The sequence below is a fragment of the Chryseobacterium sp. UNC8MFCol genome, assembly GCF_000482305.1.
GTDB classification, from domain to species: Bacteria; Bacteroidota; Bacteroidia; order Flavobacteriales; family Weeksellaceae; genus Chryseobacterium; species Chryseobacterium indologenes.
Map to the genome: position 1 here is coordinate 47,976 of NZ_AXUZ01000004.1, position 20,031 is coordinate 68,006.

Below are 20,031 nucleotides of genomic sequence, written 5' to 3' on the forward strand. Positions count from 1 at the left end.
ACTACAATTTAGAAAGTAAAATTATGAGTCAAAAGAAAGAAATGTTGTACGAAGGGAAAGCGAAACAAGTATTTGCTACCGATAATCCTGATGAAGTAGTAGTACGTTTCAAAGACGATGCTACAGCATTTAATGCTCAAAAGAAAGGCCAGGTTGACCTGAAAGGGGAAATGAACAACGCCATCACTACTCTTATTTTTGAATATTTAAATGAAAAAGGAATCAAAACTCATTTCATTAAGCAATTGGACGAAAGAGAGCAATTGGTAAGAAAAGTATCAATCATTCCTTTGGAAATGGTCGTGAGAAACTACTCTGCAGGAAGCATGGCACAAAGATTAGGGGTTGAAGAGGGAATCAAATCTCCGGTAACGATCTTTGATATCTGCTATAAAAAAGACGAGCTGGGAGATCCGCTTATCAACGACCACCACGCGGTGTTCCTGGGAGCAGCTACTTACGAGGAGCTTGATGAAATGTATGAATTAACATCAGACATCAACGAGATCCTTATTGACCTTTTTGATAAAATTAATATCATCCTGGTAGATTTCAAAATCGAATTAGGCAAAACTTCAGATGGCGAAATCATCCTGGCAGACGAAATTTCTCCTGATACCTGTAGACTTTGGGATAAAGACACCATGAAGAAGCTTGACAAAGACAGATTCAGAAGAGACCTTGGAGAGGTAACTGAGGCTTATGTAGAAATATACAACCGTCTTAAAAATCTTTTACAGAAGTAAGATTCAGATACCGGATTTCAGATATCGGATGTTAGTACTGAAAATACTTTGTTAGTTAAAAACAAAATTAAAATGTGAAGTCAGCTTTTAGTCTGAGGTCTGAAATCTGACATCTAAGATCTATAATTAGAAAAAATAGAAATGAAAAGTTTAGACATTCATAAAAGTGAATATTTAAAACAGTTTGAAAACCAGGTTTACGGAAGAAATCTGTTCAGAACTCAGGAAGAGGAAAGACTGGATGCTCCGAATGAAGAATGTGGTATTTTCGGATTATATTCAGATAATGATCTGGATACGTTTTCTCTTTCACAATTCGGGCTTTTTGCTTTGCAGCACAGAGGTCAGGAGGCTTGTGGTATTTCCGTCCTGAAAGAGGGGAGAATTACCAATATGAAGGATGAAGGCCTGGTTTTAGATGTTTATAAAGACATTCAGGAACCTGAAACTTTTATGGGAAATTCTGCAATCGGTCACACCCGTTATACGACTGCAGGAGATAAAAAGAAATATAATTTCCAGCCATTTTTCGCAAAAAACGAATATGACCAGATTATACTTTCTATAGCGCACAACGGTAACCTTACCAATGCGAAAGAATTAAAAGCAGAATTAGAGGCTGAAGGCGTTGTTTTCAGGGCAACTTCCGATTCTGAAGTGATCTTAAGACTGATCCAGAAAAACCTTGATCTTGGACTTCGTGGTGCAATTAAGGCAACTATGGAAAAAATTGAAGGTGCTTATTCTGTAGTAGGAATGACCAGAAACAAATTCTTCGCCTTCAGAGATTTCAACGGGATCCGTCCGCTGGTTTTAGGAGCTATTGATGAGAAATCATATGTGGTGGCTTCTGAATCTGTAGCTCTGGATGCTGTAGGAGCTCAATATGTGCGTGATATCCTTCCTGGAGAGATCATTTATACAAATGAAAACGAACCCGGAAAGCTGAATTCTTACATGATGGATGAAGCAAAAGGGAAACAAAGAATCTGTTCTTTTGAATACATCTACTTTGCAAGACCTGACTCTACTTTAGAAAACATTAATGTATATGAGATCAGAGAAAAGTCCGGTGAAAAGATCTGGGAACAGGCTCCGGTAGATGCCGACCTTGTAATAGGTGTTCCTGACTCGGGAGTTCCTGCTGCTATCGGTTTTTCTAAAGCTTCAGGAATTCCATTCCGTCCTGTATTGATCAAAAACAGATATATTGGAAGAAGTTTCATTGTCCCTACCCAGGAAATGAGAGAAAGGGTAGTCAACCTGAAGCTGAACCCGATTATTTCTGAAATGAAAGATAAAAGAGTGGTTATCATTGATGACTCTATCGTTCGTGGAACAACCTCAAAGAGATTGGTTAAAATCTTGAAAGATGCAGGAGTAAAAGAAATCCACTTCAGAAGTGTTTCCCCACCTATTATTGCCCCTTGCTATTTAGGGATCGATACTCCTTCAAAAGATGATCTGATCTCTGCCAATATGACTACAGAAGAGCTTAAAAATTATTTAGGCGTTGATTCGTTGGAATTTTTAAGCATAGACAATCTAAAGGAAATTTTAGGATCTGCCAACCACTGCTTCGGATGTTTTACAGAAGAATATCCAGTAGGAAAAGGAGAGGAGATAGAATTATTCAATTAAAATATTTCTAAAATCAAAATAGAGAGCCAGGCATTTGTCTGGCTCTTTTTTGTTGCCAGGTTGTTAATTAGGATATCGAAGATCGAGTGAAGAAATATTGCCCTATCAATAACATGAACTAACTTAACTTTTCCTAATTCCTTAAAAATATTAACGGTTTAAAATTTTATGGTCTTTTTAAAGAACCAGCTTATCAGGTTATGAAATATAGCACAATCTTAATATTCATGTATTATACAGGACACAAGTAAATTTTAATTTTACCGGATTAAAATCTTAGGTTTATGAAGAACGCATTCTTAGCAAGTATTTGTTTTGTCGGTATTCAGTTATATTCAGGTCAGTCTTTCGATAATCAGGCTCATCGTGGCGGCAAATCACTGTATCCGGAGAATACAATTCCGGCCATGAAAAACGCTTTAAAAATGAATGTCACCACCCTGGAAATGGATCTGGCGATCACAAAGGATAAAAAGGTAATTCTTTCTCATGATGCTTTTCTTTCACCTGAATTGGTTACCAAGCCCGATGGAACATATATTCCGGAAGATTCAGGATTTTATTATAAGATTTATGACATGCCCTATGCTAAAATTAAAACATTTGACGTTGGTTTAAAGAAACTGGACCGATATCCGGACCAAAAGAAAATGAAGGTGCAAAAACCCCTTTTTTCCGAGGTAATTGACGCTTGTGAGGCTTATGCCCGTGAATTGAAAAGACCATTGCCATTTTATAATATTGAAACCAAAACACGGCCGTTTTCAGATAATATTTTTCACCCCGAACCCAGAGAATTTGTAGATCTGATGATGAAAATTATCACTGACAAACACATCCAGGACCGCGTAATTATCCAGTCATTCGATCCCAGAACATTAGAAATCATTCACAAAGAATATCCCGGAGTAACGACCGCTTTACTGGTTGAAAAAGTAGATGATAAAAAGCTTGCGCAACAACAGATGCATTTTAAAAACATACCGCTTGAAAAGTTCAAGCTATATCCTGATCATCTTAACGGTGTAGCAGGAGATTTGAAATTTTTAAGCTTTACTCCTACCATTTACAGCCCGGAACATCATCTTGTTACTCCGGAAATGGTCAGAGAATGCCATGCATCAGGAATGAAAGTTATCCCATGGACAGTGAATACCAAAGAAAGGCTACAGGAATTGAAAGATATGGGGACTGACGGAGTGATCAGTGATGATCCCAGAATATTTTAAATTAAAAATGGCCGGAAGAAATTCTTCCGGCCATTTTATATCATGCAGAAATCTGCATTTAAAGTTAAAAAATTGGTTTTTTTACTTAGAACTTGTAGTTCAGACCCAACTGGAATACTCTGTTGTTGTTTTCAGCGGCAGGTCTGCTCTTATCAATTTTAGTCAAGCTATTTACATATCTTGCACTAATACCGATGTTATTAGTAATATCATATCCAAGACCTAATCCTAAACCGAAGTTGAATCTGTTGATTTGATCTTTGTCAAGATCTTCAGAGTGAGATTCTGTTCTTGTTGTAGTAACACCTCCTGTTGTAGTAGAAACTGTAGATTCACCTTTGTTTTTCCCATTGATGAAATAGCTGAATTCAGGTCCTGCCTCAATATAGAATTTCTCTGTTGGTCTCATTTGTAGCATTAAAGGAACTGAAATATAGTTCATAGTTACTTTATCTTCTCCTTTTGTTTTAGTAGTAACTGAACCTACTGTGTTTTCTGTAGAATAGTTTACAGCTCTGGCACCCATTTGGTTATATAATACCTCTGGCTGTAAGCTGAATTGTTTAGAGATTGGAATATTTACGAATGCACCAGCGTGGAATCCTAGCTGTTGGCTGTTCATTCCAAAACTTTGTGCACTGAAGTAGGCTGAGTTTCCTCCTGCTTTAATACCAAATCTCACTGGTTGAACGTCGCTTTTTAATGGAGATGTAGCTACCGTTTTTGTTGTTGTTTCCTGTGCGAAAGCTAATGTACCAGCAGTTAATGCTAATCCTAAAAATAACTTCTTCATAATTTTATTCTTTTAATTTTTTTACTATTTGCTTGTTGTATGATTTATCAATCAGACTTGAATTATTTTGCAAATAGCTTGCCAAAGTCGAAAAAGTCTCATCTGCAGGGCTATGAGAGCTGTTTTTCAAAGATGTTTCTTTTGTACTTTTAAGCTTTTTTTATGAAAAAATATGTAATGCAAATTTATGTTTCGTAAACATTTTTAAATTATAACGGGTTTTAGGTGTATAATTTTAATATGATTCTTTTTTTTAAAAAAATCATATCTGTAATCAATATAAATAAGCATTTGCAGATTTTCAATACAGTGGGAAATATATTTTGTATTGTATTTGAAAATCATTGAAACAAGAAGAAATTCTGCCAAAATGTTTATGTGATTGAAATCCAGTGTAATGAATCATTTCGAATAATAGTTTTCTAATAGGAGCTGCCTTTTTCCCATACCAATCGTGCGGTATTTTTACACAATTGTTTTAAAAAACTATAGAGGCTGGGGTGGAATATGTATGTAAATATATTCGCCTGCCATACTTTACGAAAGCGAAAAAGTCAGGCCTAAACAAGCAGACCTGACTTTTTCTATTGAAATCAAAATGTATTTTACTCGGGTTGCAGCACGAAATCTTTACCTACCATTTGTCATTGATGAACTAAAAATTTTTAATCAAAAATAAATATCTGGAATATTCCTGTTCTGAAATAAATTATTGTATTTATGTCAATTGTATTCATCATAAATAAAATACAGGAATTAAAAGATGGTACTGCGGAATGGGATACAATCTTAAAGTGATAGGCAAATTTCTTGCCAAAGATGTTGATTTAAAAAAAAAATATACACAAAAAAGCCGGATTATAGAATCCGGCTCTCTGTAATTATAAAATTTGTTATTGAAAACAAGCTTATTAGAATTTATAAGCCAGTCCAACCTGGAATACTCCGTTTTTAGAAGAATCACCACCGATTCGGTTCTTAACAACGTCAGTTAATCCTGCAACATATCTTACGTTAACTCCGATGTTAGGAGTAAAGTAATATCCTGCTCCAAGACCTAATCCGAAATCAAAAGTTTTGAAACCGTCTTTAACATCTACAGAACCATTGTTGTCTTTTCCTTTAGCACTTACAAGGAAGCTGAATTGTGGTCCTGCTTCTACATATAGGTTAGGAAGTGCATTGTACTGCAACATTACCGGTACAGCGATATAATCCATGTTCAATTTAACATCGCTGTTAGCTTTCGCTTTAGCACCCATACCGCTGTATAATACTTCCGGTTGTACAGAGAAGTCTTGTGCTACAGGAATGTTTGCGAAAACACCACCATAAAATCCAGCTTTTGAATTGGTATCACTGTTAGAAAGGCTTGAAACATTAAGACCAGCTTTTAATCCAAATCTAACCGGAGAAGATGCTGTATTTGATGAAGTTTTTTGTGCGAAAGTAAAAGTACCTGCTACGAGTGCCAGGCCTAAAAAAATCTTTTTCATAAGTTTTTATTTAATAGTTTTTAAGTTTTATTTAACAGTTTGTTTATTAGCAAACACCGTGCCAGAAATAATGTTGTTTTATAATTTTATATAAATAAGCAGATTGTGGCGAAAAAAGTAAATAACAAATATTAACAGATATGATTAAATTCTAATTATCACAGATTTGTATTTATATTTTATTTTACTTGTTTTTAAAATTCTTGCATAAAAAAAAGATCAGATTATAAGTAATCTGACCTTTTATTGAATATAAAAATTTGTTAGTGAGCGTTGCGGCTTATTTAAATTTATAAGCCAATCCTACTTGGAATACATTGTTTTTTACAGCATCACCTGAATTGTTTTTATAAATATCAGTAAGACCTGCTGTATATCTTGCGGTAATTCCTAAGTTCTGTGTGAAATAGTATCCTGCACCAAGACCGATACCGAAGTTGAACGTTTTGAAGTCATCTTTATTAAGACTTGCTACCTGCGAACTGGTGTTGCTGTTGGTAGAGCTTTTGAATTTATCATTAGCACTTACTAAGAATCCAAATTCAGGTCCTGCTTCAAGATAAAATTCAGGAGTTGCGTTGTACTGGAACATTACCGGTACTGCAATATATCCCAGATTTCTTGAATATTCATCTTTATATTTATTTCCTACGATTGAATACTCTCTTGTTACTTTTGAACCTAAGTCATTATAAATAACCTCAGGTTGTACACTAAATGAACTAGCTAGCGGGATGTTGGCAAATACACCGGCGTTAAAACCGATTTTAGATTTAGAATCACTCAAATCAGCTCCGTTTGAAAGGGAAGATACGTTCATTCCCCCTTTAATACCAAATGTTGCTGCCCCTACTGAAGAAGGTGTTTGCTGAGCGAATGCTAATGTTCCTGCAGTTACTGCCAATCCTAAAATTAACTTTTTCATAACTTTAATTTTTTAAATTTTACTCTTTCTTAATTTTAAATTTTACTCTGTTTCAACATTTTTAGTTGAACGCAGAATATCTTTCAAATTACTTGCCAAAAATATTTTTTATGACTTAAATCAATAAAAAATCTGCTCTCTGTTTAAATTATTTCATATTTAATCTGTTGAATTTCAAACGAATATATAATTAAATAAACATTTGTTTAGAGAAGCTCTAAATTGACAATTTTGTTAAAAACGGAAGTAAGAAATAGTGCGCAGCCCATAATAATGTTCAAAAACCTTAATGCAGATGACGAAACAAAGTATCTTTAAACAATATTTGCTTTATTTTCTTTACTAATTTTGTCATCCTCATAAAATGATAACCTGATACTCTTACAATAATGATTGATTGAATTTGTAAGAATTACTTAATGTCTACAACATGAAAAAATGCACACAGCTGTTGGTATTCCTTTTTTTTGAAACTGCTTTGCAAGCCCAGGTGGGAATCAATACCACGACACCTGATCCGTCCTCAGTACTTGATGTTTCTGGTTTTGACAAAGGGATTTTAATTCCCAGGATTGCGTTGACAGGAAGTCTGGATACTACGACAATACTGTCAAGAACGAATTCTTTACTGATTTATAACACAAAAGATATCAATGATGTTCATCCAGGATACTATTATTGGAGCGCAGCCGCAGGACGATGGACAAAAGTGCTGGATGATTTAACGCCGATTGTCATGACAGGATGGAGCCTCACCGGAAATTCAGGGATGGTAAACGGAGTGAATTTCATAGGAACTTCAGATAATGTGGATGTTATTTTTAAGAGGAATAATATTGTATCCGGAGTCTTAAATACTACGAATACAATTTTTGGAGTCAACAGTCTGACAGCGAATACATCAGGACTTAATAATACTGCGGTAGGCGTTAATAATTTAATCTCTAATACCATAGGAAGCATGAATACAGCGATAGGGGCAGAAGTCTTGAGCAGCAATAAGACCGGGATACAGAATACCGGTTACGGATACCGGGCTTTATATTCGAATCTCGACGGAAATAATAATGTTGCCAACGGCTATTTTTCACTCTTTTCTGCTAAAAGTACCATAGGTAATATAGGAATTGGGGCAAGCTCACTCCGCGAGCTTATCTCTGGAGACTATAATATAGGAATAGGAGGGGACGCTTTTAGAATGATTCCCGGTGGTAGGGGAAATACGGCGATTGGCGGATCTGCAGGATATAATTTGAATACGGCAAATAACTACAATACTTTTATAGGCTTCCGGGCCGGAGCAGGGCTTGTTTCCGGAAAATCAAACACCATTATAGGAGCTAATGTGACCGGACTTCCGGCTTCGCTTTCAAATAATATTATAATCGCTGATGGTGATGGCAACCGAAGGATTAATATTGACCAGAACGGAAATATCGGTATTGGAACCGATACTCCAAAATTCCCGCTCGATATCCGGTTGAAGACCTCTGTATGGCCTTTAGCGGCATCAAGTCTTACGTATTACGGAATAAATCCTGAGACAGGTTCATCCGACGGAACTTTAACTACTTATCCGAATTATACCAATGATATAGGTGCTTTCAATAGCAATACTTCTATTTATGCAGATGGAAATATCATTTCGGTAGGGAAATTGAGTGTGGCACAAACTTCACTGTTTTCAGATAAAAGGATCAAAAATATCATAGGGAAATCAGATAATGCAAAAGATTTGATGACCCTACAGAAGCTCAGTATTACAGACTATATCATGAAAGATGAAACATTGTATGGTACACAAAAATTTAAAAAGGTAATTGCTCAGGAGGTGGAAACAGTCTACCCGCAAGCAGTCAGTAAAAGTGGTGTAAAGACTTTTATCCCCAATATCTATCAATTGGCAATACAAAACGGTAATATCCTTACGGTTGAAAAGTCATTTGCCATTTCCAAAGAAGATAAATTGCTTAAAATCTATGATGAAACAGGGGAAATTATTTTGGAAATTCAAAATACTACTTCCAATAGTCTCACTGTGAATTTAGGGGATAAAAAGCTTAAAGGCAGACTCTTTGTCTACGGAACTGAAGTTTCAGATCTCAGAACAGTAGATTATGATGCTTTATCTATGTTGAATATCTCTGCAACCCAGGAGCTGGCAAAAAAAATTGAGGCATTGGAACGTGAAAATGAAGCATTGAAACAAGTCAACAGAGAAATACAGTACAAACAATCTCTTTTTGAAGAACGGTTAAAGCAGTTGGAGTTGTCTTTTCAAAAGAAAAATAACTTATAAAGGAAGTCATAAAAAGCCTGATTTAAATGATCAGGCTTTTGTAGTTTTATGAAAAAGAAATATCTGACTTAGAAATCATTGAGTTTTCTATAAAAATGTAATGATTCCAGAATATTTTTCTGGCTGCATTGATGGTCATATATACATGATCCGATCCCTGAAAGCAGCGAAAAATTGATTTTACTGTCGGTATTCTTTTTATCATTTAAAAGTAATGCAGTGATGTCCTCATCTTTAAAGTCACTGATATCAAGGTAAGGATAGTATCTCTGGATATTTTCAATAATAATCTTTGAATCTTCCTCCGTGATAAGACCTTCCAGGTATGCCAGGTGTGCTTCGGAAATCATTCCCATGGCAACGGCTTCACCATGCAAAATAGGATTGCCTTGCTGCAGGCATAAACTCTCAACTGCATGCCCGATCGTATGTCCGAAGTTGAGTGTTTTTCTGATATTGCTTTCATGGAAATCCTTCTCTACAACATCCTGTTTGATGTTCATAGAAGTCTGGATATGAGGAATTATCGTTTCTACATCCAGTTTATGGATCTGTGTCAGTTGATTCCAGTGTTCTTTATCGGCTATGAGTCCGTGCTTCAGCATTTCTGCAAATCCACTTCTTAATTCTTTAAAAGGTAATGTTTCCAAAAATTGGGGATAAATAAATATCTGTTGGGGAAAGGCAAAGGTTCCCACCATATTTTTATAGTGCATCAGGTCAATTCCTGTTTTCCCGCCAATAGAAGCATCACACATGGATAAAAGGGTAGTAGGAATATTGATGAACTGTATTCCTCTTTTATAAGTAGAAGCAACAAAGCCACCCATATCTGTAATAACACCGCCTCCAAGGTTGATAACCAGTGCTTTTCTGTCTGCCTGCATCTCGGTAAGAATTTCCCAAAGTTGATTGGCTGTCTGAATATTTTTCATTTCCTCGCCTGCTTCAATTTCCAAAATCTCAAACCCCAGATCAGTTTCCATATTCCCTAAGAGAACAGGAAGACAGTATTCATGGGTATTCTCATCAACCAGAATAAAAATTTTACTGAATGATTTTTCATGAAGAAAGTCGTTTAACTGAGAAAAATTATCGTTTAATATTGTTATCATCTCCAAATATATGTAAGGTTAAAATGTAAACTATACTGCAAAGTTATGATTCTTAATTTTTAACTCGTAACTAAATTACTATCTTTGCAGAAATTTTTAGAATGAGCAGAGATAATAATAATTCAGACAGACCAAAGAGACCAAGAATTTCAACCAAGAAAAGTTCTGATGATTCTCGTGCTTCCAGATCTGGAAATTCTTCAGGATCAAAACCTTTTAAGAAATCTTTTTCTAAAGACGGAGGAAGAACAGCCCCGGAACATAAAGGATCCAACTCAAAATTTGAAAAGAAACCATTCAAGAAAAATACCGGAAGTTTTGAAGGTTCCGGTGAGGAGTCCGGTTCAAAATCTGAAAGAAAACCCTATATCACGAATAAAAGTGAGAGCTATGAGAAAAAATCTTTCGGAAAACCTAAGAGAGGTGGAAAAAGCTTTGATACAAGAGACAAGTACGAAAGAGGGAGTCTGAAATATGGCAGAAGACCTTCTAGTGGAGATGACAGAAATGAGGATAAAACAAGATCTTTTGTACAGAAAAGAAGGCTAAATAAAATAGAAAAGGACGTTTATAAAGACAGCATCCGTCTTAATAAGTATATTGCCAACTCGGGAATCTGCAGCAGGAGAGAAGCTGATGAGCTGATTACTCAGGGACTTGTGGAGGTAAACGGCGTAGTCGTAACGGAAATGGGTTATCAGGTTCAGAAAACAGACAGAGTCGTTTTTGACGGACAAGGTATTACTCCTGAAAAACCTGTTTATGTACTTTTGAATAAGCCAAAAGGTTATATCTCAACAACAAAAGACGATAAGGCAAGAAAAACCGTAATGGATCTTGTGGCGAATGCTTCTCCTTACAGACTATTCCCTGTGGGAAGACTGGACCGTTCGACGACAGGGGTTATTTTGTTAACCAATGACGGACATATGACCAAGAAATTAACGCATCCATCTTTTAATGCTAAAAAAATCTATCATGTGACGTTAGACAAAAAACTTACTGCTGAAGATTTACGTCTTATTGCAGAAGGAATCCGTCTGGATGAAGGACTGGCGGTTGTTGATCAGATCTCATATATTGAAGGTAAGCCGAAAAATGAGATCGGAATTGAGATTCATATCGGATGGAACCGTGTGATCAGAAGAATATTCCAAAGATTAGGTTATGAAGTAGAAGCTCTGGACAGAGTAATGTTCTCAGGATTAACGAAGAAAAACATCAAGAGAGGACACTGGAGAATTCTTACAGACCTGGAAGTAAATAATCTTAAAATGCTTTAATAAAGGCCAATATTTTAAGTTTAAAAATAGAAAGCGCAGGAATTAATTTCTGCGCTTTTGTTTTATATAGCAAACTGATTTACTGTTCGGTTAAGAATTCAGGTACTTTTCTTTGGGGATTGGTTTGCTCAAAAGTATAGGCCATATTGATAAGCTTTCCTTCTTCCCATTTTCCGGCCGAAAACAGAATACCTACCGGCAACCCATCGATATATCCCATCGGCAGTGTAATACTTGGGTAGCCTGCAATGGCGGCGGCATCTGCGCTGCCAAATGAATACTGATCTCCTGTTTTCAGGTTTGTTTTCCAGGCTTCAGTGGTTGCGGGAGAAATAATGGCATCGAGTTTATATTTTTTCATGACAAGGTCAATCCCTTTTTCACGGCTTCCTGTCTGCGCTATTTTTAGATTCTTAGTATATTCTTTATCATTTATTCCGTTGCTTTTAGCGGCAAGTTCAAGATATTCCTGTCCGAAATATTGCAATTCTTCCTTATTGTTTTTATTGAAAGCAATTAAGTCATCAATATTTTTGACAGCGGCATCCTTTCCTAAAGACGAAAAGTATGTATTCAAACCATCTTTAAATTCATTAACCATAATCTGAAAAGACTTTTGATGAGTTTCATCTGAGATAAAGTCATTGTCTATGGTAACAATTGTTGCCCCCTGAGCTTCCAGAACTTTTAAAGTCTGCAGAAATAATTCGTCAACTTTTTTACTGGCTCCTTTTGTAATTTCTTTTATATATCCGAATCTTTTTCCTTTTAATCCGTTTAAAGTGAGGAATCTCGTGTAATCGGTGTGTGAAAAAGCTGTATTTCCAATAGTTTTGGTGTCATTTTTATCTTCACCTACCATCGCTCCCAGGCTTATCGCAATGTCTCTGACAGTTCTCGCCATCGGTCCTGCAGTATCCTGTGAAAATGAAATAGGAATAATGCCCTGTCTGGAAATCAGGCCGACAGTAGGCTTCAACCCTACAATTCCATTGATGCTGGAAGGACAGATGATAGAGCCATTAGTTTCGGTACCGATTGCTATGATACCAAGATTGGCTGATATGGCAGCTCCTGAACCGGCGCTTGATCCACAGGTATTTCTATTGAGGATATAAGGGTTTTTGGTCAGTCCGCCTAATCCGCTCCATCCGCTTGTAGATTTTTCGCCCCTGAAATTGGCCCATTCGCTTAGATTCGTTTTTCCTATAATTACGGCTCCGGCCTCCCTGAGTTTCTTGACTATATAGCTGTCTTGTAGAGGAAAAGAATTCTTTAATGCCAGAGAGCCTGCTGTATTAGGCATTTTATCATGAGTATCTATATTATCTTTAAGCAGAACAGGGATGCCAAATAATGGTTTATTTCTAAATTTTGCATCCAGATGGTCTAAAGAATCGGCGATCTTTACAGCGTCAGGATTAACGGTAATGACAGAATTCAGCTGTACTCCCGTTTGGTCAATATCATGGATTCTTTTCAGATAACTTTCAACAACCTCCTTTACGGTAGCTGTGTTATTTTTATATAAGTTTTGGATTTTCTCAATATCATATTCCGGATATTTGAACTGGGCATCCGCTATATTTTGAGCCTTTGAAATTACTCCTGTAAAGAGGATTACCGATAAAATGATTTTTTTCATTACGGATGTTTCTTTCAAATATAGATAATTATCCTGAATGCATATTCATTTATAGTAAAAGCCCGGAGATTGATCTCCGGGCTTTTACATATGCTTGTTGATGTTTTAAAATAAATAATCAGCTGATATTGATTATCCGAGTACAGTTACTCCTTTTTCGATCATTTCGTAGATGGCGTCTCTGCCATTATCCGGTTTTACGTTCACTGCACGGGTACCATTAAAGTGCAGACATGTAATATATCCGTTAGCTACAGCATCTAAAGCTGTAAACTTCACACAATAGTCCATGGCAAGGCCTACAATTTCCACCAATTGAATTTCATGGTATTTTAAGAAATCATCCAGTCCTGTTTTCATGAAGTGATTATTATCCTGGAAGCCGCTATAACTGTCTATTTCAATATTTTTTCCTTTCTGAATAACGTGAGTTACCTTATCTCTGTTCAGATCCTTATGAAACTCCGCTCCGAAAGTTCCCTGAACACAATGATCCGGCCACATGAATTGTGGAACTCCGTTTAAAATAATACTTTCTCCAACGTTTCTTCCGTTGCTGCTGGCAAAGCTTTTATGGCCCGCAGGATGCCAATCCTGAGTCAAAACAATCTGATCGTACTCATTTTCTTCCATCAGGAGATTGATATAAGGGATGACTTCATTTGCCCCGGGAACTGCCAATGCACCGCCTTCACAAAAATCATTCTGTACATCGACTATTATTAACGCTTTTTTCATATTTAGAATTCTCGAATTTTTGATAAATTTACAAAACTAATCCACAAAAATTTGTCCAAAATAAAATTATCGGACAAATCGGCAATATATTTTTTTCAGATGTCTTATCATCAAGTGCTGGAAAGTAATGTAAAGCGTAAACTACTTGTTTTTTTCTGAAATATTGGCCGGAGTCTTCCTAATGCAGCGTGAAGCCAAATTTCAATAGCTTATCTTTGCACTAAATAATTATTTTTATGTCATTTGAATCGTTAGGATTATCACACAATATTATTCGTTCTGTTAAAAAATTAGGTTATCTGAAGCCGTTTCCCATTCAGGAACAGGCTGTACCGGTTATTTTGCAGGGAAAGGATCTGATGGGTATCGCCCGGACAGGTTCAGGGAAAACAGCATGTTTTGTGATGCCGATTTTAGAAAAATTACAGAATTCAGAAGTTAAAAAAGGTCGTAACATTCAGGTTTTAATACTGGTGCCTACCCGCGAGCTGGCTATTCAGATCGATGAAGTCTTCAGGGCTTTTACAGAAAATCTGAAACGTGAGGTCCGTACAATGGCGGTTTATGGTGGAGTATCTATTAATCCACAGATGAAAGGGATGTTTGGCGTGGAGGTTCTCATTGCGACTCCGGGACGTTTATTGGATCTGATTGATCATAATGCCGTGAAAATTTCGGAAATCCAGCATCTGGTGGTAGATGAGGCAGATAAAATGTTTCAGCTCGGATTTGGCGAGGAAATGAATAAACTCTTTGCTCTCATGCCTGCAGTGAAGCAAACAACCTTATTTTCGGCAACTTTAAATGATAAAGTTGAGGAAATGAAAGAACGATTATCCATCAATCCTGTCATCATTGAAATAAAAAAAGAAGAAGTTGAAATTGATAATATCGAGCAGTTGGCATACCATGTCGCTCCTGAGAACAAAGGTCCTTTTTTACGTTATTTAATTAAAGAAAAGAAAGTAGAAAAAGCACTGATTTTTGTTTCATCTACAAGAGCTGCAGACAATCTGGTTGAAAAACTTAAAAAAAATAAAATCAAAGCAGTAGCGATTCACAGCCAGAAGTCACAAGGTGCCCGTAGAAATAATTTAGAAGAATTTAAAGGTAATGGAGCTCAGTTTTTGGTCGCCACAGATTTGATTGGCCGTGGAATTCACATTGAATCTTTACCATGTGTCATCAATTATGAGTTGCCGCGCTCGCCTTTAGACTATATTCACCGTATTGGTAGAACAGGACGCGCCAACGAAAAAGGAACTGCCATTACTATTTTGACAGATGATGAATTACAGCATTTCAGAGTAATTCAGAAGAAAATGGGTAAAAAAGTAACGTTGCAGAGAACGGAAGGCATTGATTTGCATGGTTATTAATATATATAATCAAATAATAAAGGCTTCAGGGGTATATAACTGAAGCCTTTATTATTTGGTAAAAATATCTTGTTATAATTAATGCTTTCTTCACTTTAGATTCTTGAATTTTTGATACATTTACATGCTCTGTTATGTAGAAATTATTCAACCTGGCAGAGGCATAGTTAATCGACAATTTAAAAAATTAAAACCTGTACAATGAGTGATTTAGAGAATAAAAAATTTCCGATAGGACAATTTGAAACCCCTGAAAACATTAATGATACTACACTCGATACTTACATTAAAGTCATTAAAGATTTTCCCGGAAGGCTCAAAAACCTCATTGAACATTTTACGGATGATCAGCTGGATACCCCTTACAGAGAAGGAGGATGGACGGTAAGGCAGCTTGTTAATCACCTTTCAGACAGTCATATCAACAGTTTTATCCGCTTCAAACTGGCACTTACCGAAGATAATCCCACCATTAAACCCTATGATGAGGCACAGTGGGCCGAGCTTCAGGATAGTTTTCATATGCCTGTAAAACCAGCCATGCGAATGTTGAAAGGAACGCATCAAAGGTGGACAACACTTCTGAAAACCCTGACCAATAAACAGTTTGAAAGGACTTTTCATCATCCTGAACACAACAAAAATTATAATTTAAGGGAAAGTCTTGCCCTGTATGCCTGGCATTGTAATCATCATTTTGCACATATTGAAAATCTGAAGAAAGAAAAAGGTTGGTAAGAAAAAGACTTAGTAATCCCACCTATTACAGGGAAATTGTAGACAGAATTTCCGGACTTTCCGGGAACTCATCCGCAAAATGGGGAAAAATGAATGTATGCCAGATGCTCAGACATTGCGATCTGGTCCTCCAGGTTGCCTTAGCAAAAATAGAACTTCCCGAGATTAATATCCTGTTCAGGGTGATAGGAGCCGTGACTAAAGTAGAAATGTATGTTTTTAATAACGGAATTCCCAGAAACATGCCTACTTTTCAAAAACTAATCGTTAATTTTGAGTGTGATTTTGATGAATCAAAAACCAATCTGCTGAAAACACTGAAAGAATTCCGGGTGGCCTGTGAAAACAAAAAGCTGCCGGAAAACCACAGGTTATTTGGAAACATGACTGAAAAAGACTGGGAATTTTTAGAGTATAAACATCTTGATCATCATTTAAAACAATTTAATGTATGAGTTTTTTTGATAAAATATTCGGAGGAAAAAATGAAACCCCTGATCAAAAATCTTTCTGGAAAAAGATCGAGTCTGAAGAAGATCTGGCAAAAGCCATTGAAAGCTCTTTTGACCATAAAATAGCCATATTCAAACATTCAACAAGCTGTTTTATCAGCAGGACCGTATTGAAAAACTTTGAAAAGGAGGTTGAAAACTCAGATCAGCCGGTGGAGATCTATTTTCTGGACTTACTGGCTCACAGACCTGTTTCCAATAAAATTGCCACAGATCTTGAGATAAGACATGAAAGCCCACAGCTGATTGTTATTGAGAACGGAAAGCCTGTCAACAGTGCTTCACATCAGGATATTTCATTTAGCCAGATCATATAATGAAGAATATTAATAATTATTTAGCCAAAGTCCTGAATGTTCCTCTTCAGAATGTGAATACCTGCAGCCTGCATTATGAAGTAAAAAAGATCCCTAAAAATCAGTTTCTGCTTCAATATGGAGAGATTTGCCGGCATATTTTTTTCGTAGAAAAAGGTCTTCTGAAGATGTATTCTATAGATAAAAACGGAAAAGAGCATATCATTCAGTTTGCCCCGGAAAGCTGGCTTATTTCGGACAGAAGCAGTCTTTATTTTAATGAAAAATCAAATTATTATATAGAAGCTGTGGAAGACTCTGAAGTATTATTCCTTCATCCCGATTTCTTCAATAAACTGGTGGAACAGTTTCCGAACAGTATTGAAAGAAGTGACTTCCTGTTGCAGAAACATATCAGAAGCCTTCAAAACAGAATCAATTCTCTATTGGGCGAGACCGCAGAAGAAAGATATATGAAATTTATTAAAATGTATCCGGATTTATTGTTGAGAGTTCCCCAATGGATGATTGCCTCTTACCTGGGAATTACCCCTGAAAGTTTGAGCAGGGTAAGAAAAGAACTGGCAAGGAAAAATTTCGTTCCCGATAAAAAATAGAAAAAGGCCGGAAGAAGGAGGCTTTGATCACTGTTGACAAAAAACTTTGGTCAATAGTGTTAGATCTCTTTTATAGTAAAGTAGTAGACCTTCCATCTTCCAGCCTTCTTTTCCCTTACTTCACATAAATCTTTTTAGCAAGGCTTCCGATTTGTCTGAGCTTCGTTTTTGTGTCTTCCGACCATGGGAGCCCGATGCAGAGCCTCATGCAGTTTTCAAACTGATCCTGGAAGGTAAACATTCTTCCTGGGGCAATACTTATGTTCTGTTTAATAGCCAGATCATAAAGCTGGGTTGTTCGGATAGATTCATCAAATTCTACCCACAGCGATAATCCTCCCTGCGGGCGGCTTGTTTTTGTTCCTTCAGGAAAAGATTCTGCAATGGTTTGCACATAATTCTGATAATTACTTTGCAGGGTTTTGCGAAGTTGATGGAGATGTTTTTCATATCTGCCAGATTTCAGAAAGTTGGCGACAGCTTCATTTACAATGGAAATCGAAGATGTGGAATGCAAAAGTTTAAGCTTTAAAATTTTATCGATGTATTTTCCCGGAGCAATCCATCCGACACGGTAACCGGGAGCCAGAGTTTTTGAAATAGAACTGCAGTACAGTACACTTCCGTTTTTATCAAATGACTTACAACATTTTGGGCGGGAATTTCCAAAATAAAGATCTCCATAGACATCATCTTCAATCAGCGGAATATTATTTTCAGAGAGAATTCTTACGACTTCCTTCTTATTTTCATCTGGCATGCAGCTTCCCAAGGGAGAGTTAAAATTGGGAATCAGCAGGCACAGATCAATTTTAGGAATTACTTTCTTTAAAGCCTCAATTTCAATTCCTGTGGTAGGATGGGTAGGGATTTCCAATACTTTTAATCCTAATCCGTTGGCCAACTGCAAAATTCCGGGATAACAAGGGCTTTCAATGGCAATAGTATCTCCAGGCTTACCTAAGGCCATCAGGCAGAACGAAAGGGCATTCATTCCGCCATTGGTTGTCACGAGATCCTTTTCATGGAGGTTTCCGCCCCATTGCAGAGATCGCACAGCAATCATCCGTCTTAATTTCAGGTTTCCCTGTAATTCTTCATATTCGGTTCCGCCTTCTTTTAATTCGCGGATCGCATGTACAATTTCTTTTTTGAGCTTCGCCTGAGGCAACAGATCTCCGGACGGAATTCCGATGGAGAAAAAGGTAACATCTTTCCGCCCCATATTTTCATAGACTTTACTGATCAGCTCGTTCGGTTCGTCATTATTGGCCATCAAAGACGGGCGGCTTACCTCAGGCAAGGGAAGTTTTACCGATAGTAGCTGGCTTACAAAGTAACCGGATTGCGGTTTTGATTCTACCAATGACTGGGATTCAAGTTCCAGAAAGACCCGTTTGGCAGTGTTCATACTTACCTGATGCTCCTGGCATAGCATCCTCACTGACGGAAGCTTGTCTCCAGCTTTTAAAACCCCTGTTTTGATCTGGCTGGCAATACCTTCCGCAATCTCCGTATATAAAAATTCTTTACTCATTTTTTTAAACTGTGCTCATGCAAATATACAAAACTGATACTGTGTTTATTTATTTTTCCTTTCTAATTTTGCTCCATACAATTAAAACTTTAAAAAATGATGACAGATACAATTTCAAAAGATCAGGCAGTAAGTGGATGGATCAATGGTTTCATAGGGGTATTGCTGTTTAGTGGTTCAATGCCCGCAACAAAATTGGCAGTCATGGAAATGAATCCCATATTTGTTACGATTGCCCGGGCCGTCATTGCAGGGATATTGGCGCTTTCGGTCTTATTACTATATAAAGAAAGGAGGCCGGCCAAAAATCAGATATTTTCATTGGTATTGGTCTCTATAGGATGTGTTATAGGGTTTCCGCTGCTTTCTTCACTGGCATTGCAGTATCTGACTTCCGCTCATTCGATTGTTTTCCTGGGAATGCTTCCTCTGGCTACAGCTATTTTTGGTGTTTTCCGTGGAGGAGAAAGGCCACATCCGATCTTTTGGTTCTTTTCTGTTATCGGAAGTCTTCTGGTGATAGGATATGCTGTATCACAAGGGATTTCAGCTTCGCCGGTAGGAGATATTCTCATGCTGCTGGCAGTGATCTTATGCGGGCTTGGCTATGCAGAAGGGGCTAAGCTTTCGAAAACTTTAGGCGGATGGCAGGTGATTTCATGGGCTTTGGTGCTGTCATTACCTGTTATGCTCCCGTTATTCTTCATTTACTTTCCGGCAAATCTGGAAACTGTTAGCTTTAAAGGCTGGTTTGGTCTGGGATATATTTCTTTGTTCAGCATGTTTATCGGGTTTATATTCTGGTATAAAGGATTGGCGCAGGGAGGAATTACTTCTGTGGGACAGCTTCAGTTATTACAACCATTCTTTGGATTAGCTTTGGCTGCCTATCTTCTACACGAGCAAGTGAGCATGGGAATGCTAGGCGTTACAGTGGGTGTGATTTTATGTGTAGTAGGAACAAAAAGATTTGCGAAATAATAAAAAATAATCAATTATGATTGAAATCATAAGCTAGCATAATGATATTAGCCTACATTTG

At 36.9% G+C, this 20,031-nt stretch carries 18 protein-coding genes; 11 read left to right on the forward strand and 7 right to left on the reverse strand.

The window, feature by feature from the left end; translation table 11 throughout:
* Positions 1-23 precede the first annotated feature (23 nt).
* The 3 genes from purC (at position 24) to M030_RS0103350 (ending at position 3,616) form a co-directional block, all read left to right on the forward strand.
* Positions 24-746, forward strand: coding sequence for a phosphoribosylaminoimidazolesuccinocarboxamide synthase (purC, locus tag M030_RS0103340; RefSeq protein ID WP_027372243.1), 723 nt, complete (start codon positions 24-26; stop codon positions 744-746).
* A gap of 141 nt (positions 747-887) precedes the next feature.
* Positions 888-2,387: an amidophosphoribosyltransferase gene (gene purF, locus M030_RS0103345; RefSeq protein WP_027372244.1), complete on the forward strand. Its 1,500-nt coding sequence runs from the start codon at positions 888-890 to the stop codon at positions 2,385-2,387.
* Between the two features lie 284 nt (positions 2,388-2,671).
* Entirely contained in the window at positions 2,672-3,616 is a 945-nt protein-coding gene (locus M030_RS0103350; protein WP_027372245.1) for a glycerophosphodiester phosphodiesterase family protein, read from the forward strand.
* A gap of 85 nt (positions 3,617-3,701) precedes the next feature.
* Here M030_RS0103350 and M030_RS0103355 read toward each other — a convergent pair whose 3' ends face one another.
* The 3 genes from M030_RS0103355 to M030_RS0103375 form a co-directional block, all read right to left on the reverse strand.
* Entirely contained in the window at positions 3,702-4,409 is a 708-nt protein-coding gene (locus M030_RS0103355) for a porin family protein (RefSeq protein WP_027372246.1), read from the reverse strand.
* A 911-nt stretch (positions 4,410-5,320) separates the two neighbouring features.
* Positions 5,321-5,905 carry a porin family protein gene (locus M030_RS0103370; RefSeq protein ID WP_027372247.1) on the reverse strand — a complete coding sequence of 195 codons (585 nt, stop codon included), beginning with the start codon at positions 5,903-5,905 and terminating at the stop codon, positions 5,321-5,323.
* Positions 5,906-6,185: 280 nt separating this feature from the next.
* Complete coding sequence (locus M030_RS0103375; RefSeq protein WP_027372248.1) at positions 6,186-6,830, reverse strand: porin family protein; 645 nt, start codon at positions 6,828-6,830, stop codon at positions 6,186-6,188.
* A 430-nt stretch (positions 6,831-7,260) separates the two neighbouring features.
* Here M030_RS0103375 and M030_RS0103380 point away from each other — a divergent pair, with 430 nt between their 5' ends.
* Complete coding sequence (locus M030_RS0103380) at positions 7,261-9,129, forward strand: tail fiber domain-containing protein (RefSeq protein WP_027372249.1); 1,869 nt, start codon at positions 7,261-7,263, stop codon at positions 9,127-9,129.
* A gap of 68 nt (positions 9,130-9,197) precedes the next feature.
* On the opposite strand, the gene aroB is transcribed toward M030_RS0103380, so the two are convergent.
* Positions 9,198-10,244, reverse strand: coding sequence for a 3-dehydroquinate synthase (gene aroB / locus M030_RS0103385; RefSeq protein WP_027372250.1), 1,047 nt, complete (start codon positions 10,242-10,244; stop codon positions 9,198-9,200).
* Between the two features lie 101 nt (positions 10,245-10,345).
* On the opposite strand from aroB, the gene M030_RS0103390 reads away from it, so the two are divergent.
* Entirely contained in the window at positions 10,346-11,527 is a 1,182-nt protein-coding gene (locus M030_RS0103390) for a pseudouridine synthase (protein ID WP_194295707.1), read from the forward strand.
* A gap of 79 nt (positions 11,528-11,606) precedes the next feature.
* Here M030_RS0103390 and M030_RS0103395 read toward each other — a convergent pair whose 3' ends face one another.
* Both M030_RS0103395 and pncA read right to left on the reverse strand, forming a co-directional pair.
* Entirely contained in the window at positions 11,607-13,172 is a 1,566-nt protein-coding gene (locus M030_RS0103395; protein ID WP_034722058.1) for an amidase, read from the reverse strand.
* A gap of 132 nt (positions 13,173-13,304) precedes the next feature.
* On the reverse strand, positions 13,305-13,910 hold the full coding sequence (pncA, locus tag M030_RS0103400; protein ID WP_027372253.1) for a bifunctional nicotinamidase/pyrazinamidase: 606 nt from the start codon (positions 13,908-13,910) through the stop codon (positions 13,305-13,307).
* Between the two features lie 236 nt (positions 13,911-14,146).
* Here pncA and M030_RS0103405 point away from each other — a divergent pair, with 236 nt between their 5' ends.
* From M030_RS0103405 to M030_RS0103425, 5 genes are all read left to right on the forward strand, one after another.
* Positions 14,147-15,289, forward strand: coding sequence for a DEAD/DEAH box helicase (locus tag M030_RS0103405; protein ID WP_027372254.1), 1,143 nt, complete (start codon positions 14,147-14,149; stop codon positions 15,287-15,289).
* 201 nt (positions 15,290-15,490) lie between these two features.
* Entirely contained in the window at positions 15,491-16,027 is a 537-nt protein-coding gene (locus M030_RS0103410; protein ID WP_027372255.1) for a YfiT family bacillithiol transferase, read from the forward strand.
* Complete coding sequence (locus M030_RS0103415) at positions 16,021-16,482, forward strand: DUF1569 domain-containing protein (RefSeq protein ID WP_194295760.1); 462 nt, start codon at positions 16,021-16,023, stop codon at positions 16,480-16,482. Before M030_RS0103410 ends, M030_RS0103415 begins: the two co-directional genes overlap by 7 nt.
* The gene (ytxJ, locus tag M030_RS0103420) at positions 16,479-16,856 is read left to right on the forward strand and encodes a bacillithiol system redox-active protein YtxJ (RefSeq protein ID WP_027372257.1); all 378 of its coding nucleotides are present in this window, start codon (positions 16,479-16,481) and stop codon (positions 16,854-16,856) included. Before M030_RS0103415 ends, ytxJ begins: the two co-directional genes overlap by 4 nt.
* Positions 16,856-17,452, forward strand: a complete 597-nt coding sequence (locus M030_RS0103425; protein ID WP_027372258.1) for a Crp/Fnr family transcriptional regulator — start codon at positions 16,856-16,858, stop codon at positions 17,450-17,452. Before ytxJ ends, M030_RS0103425 begins: the two co-directional genes overlap by 1 nt.
* A gap of 115 nt (positions 17,453-17,567) precedes the next feature.
* On the opposite strand, the gene M030_RS0103430 is transcribed toward M030_RS0103425, so the two are convergent.
* Positions 17,568-18,989 carry a PLP-dependent aminotransferase family protein gene (locus M030_RS0103430; protein WP_027372259.1) on the reverse strand — a complete coding sequence of 474 codons (1,422 nt, stop codon included), beginning with the start codon at positions 18,987-18,989 and terminating at the stop codon, positions 17,568-17,570.
* Positions 18,990-19,085: 96 nt separating this feature from the next.
* Here M030_RS0103430 and M030_RS0103435 point away from each other — a divergent pair, with 96 nt between their 5' ends.
* Entirely contained in the window at positions 19,086-19,970 is an 885-nt protein-coding gene (locus M030_RS0103435; RefSeq protein WP_088583695.1) for a DMT family transporter, read from the forward strand.
* The last annotated feature ends 61 nt before the right edge of the window (positions 19,971-20,031 follow it).

Bases quoted from the DNA above. Each gene is read 5' to 3' on its own strand.
- purC (WP_027372243.1), top strand. From the start codon at position 24: ATGAGTCAAAAGAAAGAAATGTTGTACGAAGGGAAAGCGAAACAAGTA.
- purF (WP_027372244.1), top strand. From the start codon at position 888: ATGAAAAGTTTAGACATTCATAAAAGTGAATATTTAAAACAGTTTGAA.
- M030_RS0103350 (WP_027372245.1), top strand. From the start codon at position 2,672: ATGAAGAACGCATTCTTAGCAAGTATTTGTTTTGTCGGTATTCAGTTA.
- M030_RS0103355 (WP_027372246.1), bottom strand. From the start codon at position 4,409: ATGAAGAAGTTATTTTTAGGATTAGCATTAACTGCTGGTACATTAGCT.
- M030_RS0103370 (WP_027372247.1), bottom strand. From the start codon at position 5,905: ATGAAAAAGATTTTTTTAGGCCTGGCACTCGTAGCAGGTACTTTTACT.
- M030_RS0103375 (WP_027372248.1), bottom strand. From the start codon at position 6,830: ATGAAAAAGTTAATTTTAGGATTGGCAGTAACTGCAGGAACATTAGCA.
- M030_RS0103380 (WP_027372249.1), top strand. From the start codon at position 7,261: ATGAAAAAATGCACACAGCTGTTGGTATTCCTTTTTTTTGAAACTGCT.
- aroB (WP_027372250.1), bottom strand. From the start codon at position 10,244: ATGATAACAATATTAAACGATAATTTTTCTCAGTTAAACGACTTTCTT.
- M030_RS0103390 (WP_194295707.1), top strand. From the start codon at position 10,346: ATGAGCAGAGATAATAATAATTCAGACAGACCAAAGAGACCAAGAATT.
- M030_RS0103395 (WP_034722058.1), bottom strand. From the start codon at position 13,172: ATGAAAAAAATCATTTTATCGGTAATCCTCTTTACAGGAGTAATTTCA.
- pncA (WP_027372253.1), bottom strand. From the start codon at position 13,910: ATGAAAAAAGCGTTAATAATAGTCGATGTACAGAATGATTTTTGTGAA.
- M030_RS0103405 (WP_027372254.1), top strand. From the start codon at position 14,147: ATGTCATTTGAATCGTTAGGATTATCACACAATATTATTCGTTCTGTT.
- M030_RS0103410 (WP_027372255.1), top strand. From the start codon at position 15,491: ATGAGTGATTTAGAGAATAAAAAATTTCCGATAGGACAATTTGAAACC.
- ytxJ (WP_027372257.1), top strand. From the start codon at position 16,479: ATGAGTTTTTTTGATAAAATATTCGGAGGAAAAAATGAAACCCCTGAT.
- M030_RS0103425 (WP_027372258.1), top strand. From the start codon at position 16,856: ATGAAGAATATTAATAATTATTTAGCCAAAGTCCTGAATGTTCCTCTT.
- M030_RS0103430 (WP_027372259.1), bottom strand. From the start codon at position 18,989: ATGAGTAAAGAATTTTTATATACGGAGATTGCGGAAGGTATTGCCAGC.
- M030_RS0103435 (WP_088583695.1), top strand. From the start codon at position 19,086: ATGATGACAGATACAATTTCAAAAGATCAGGCAGTAAGTGGATGGATC.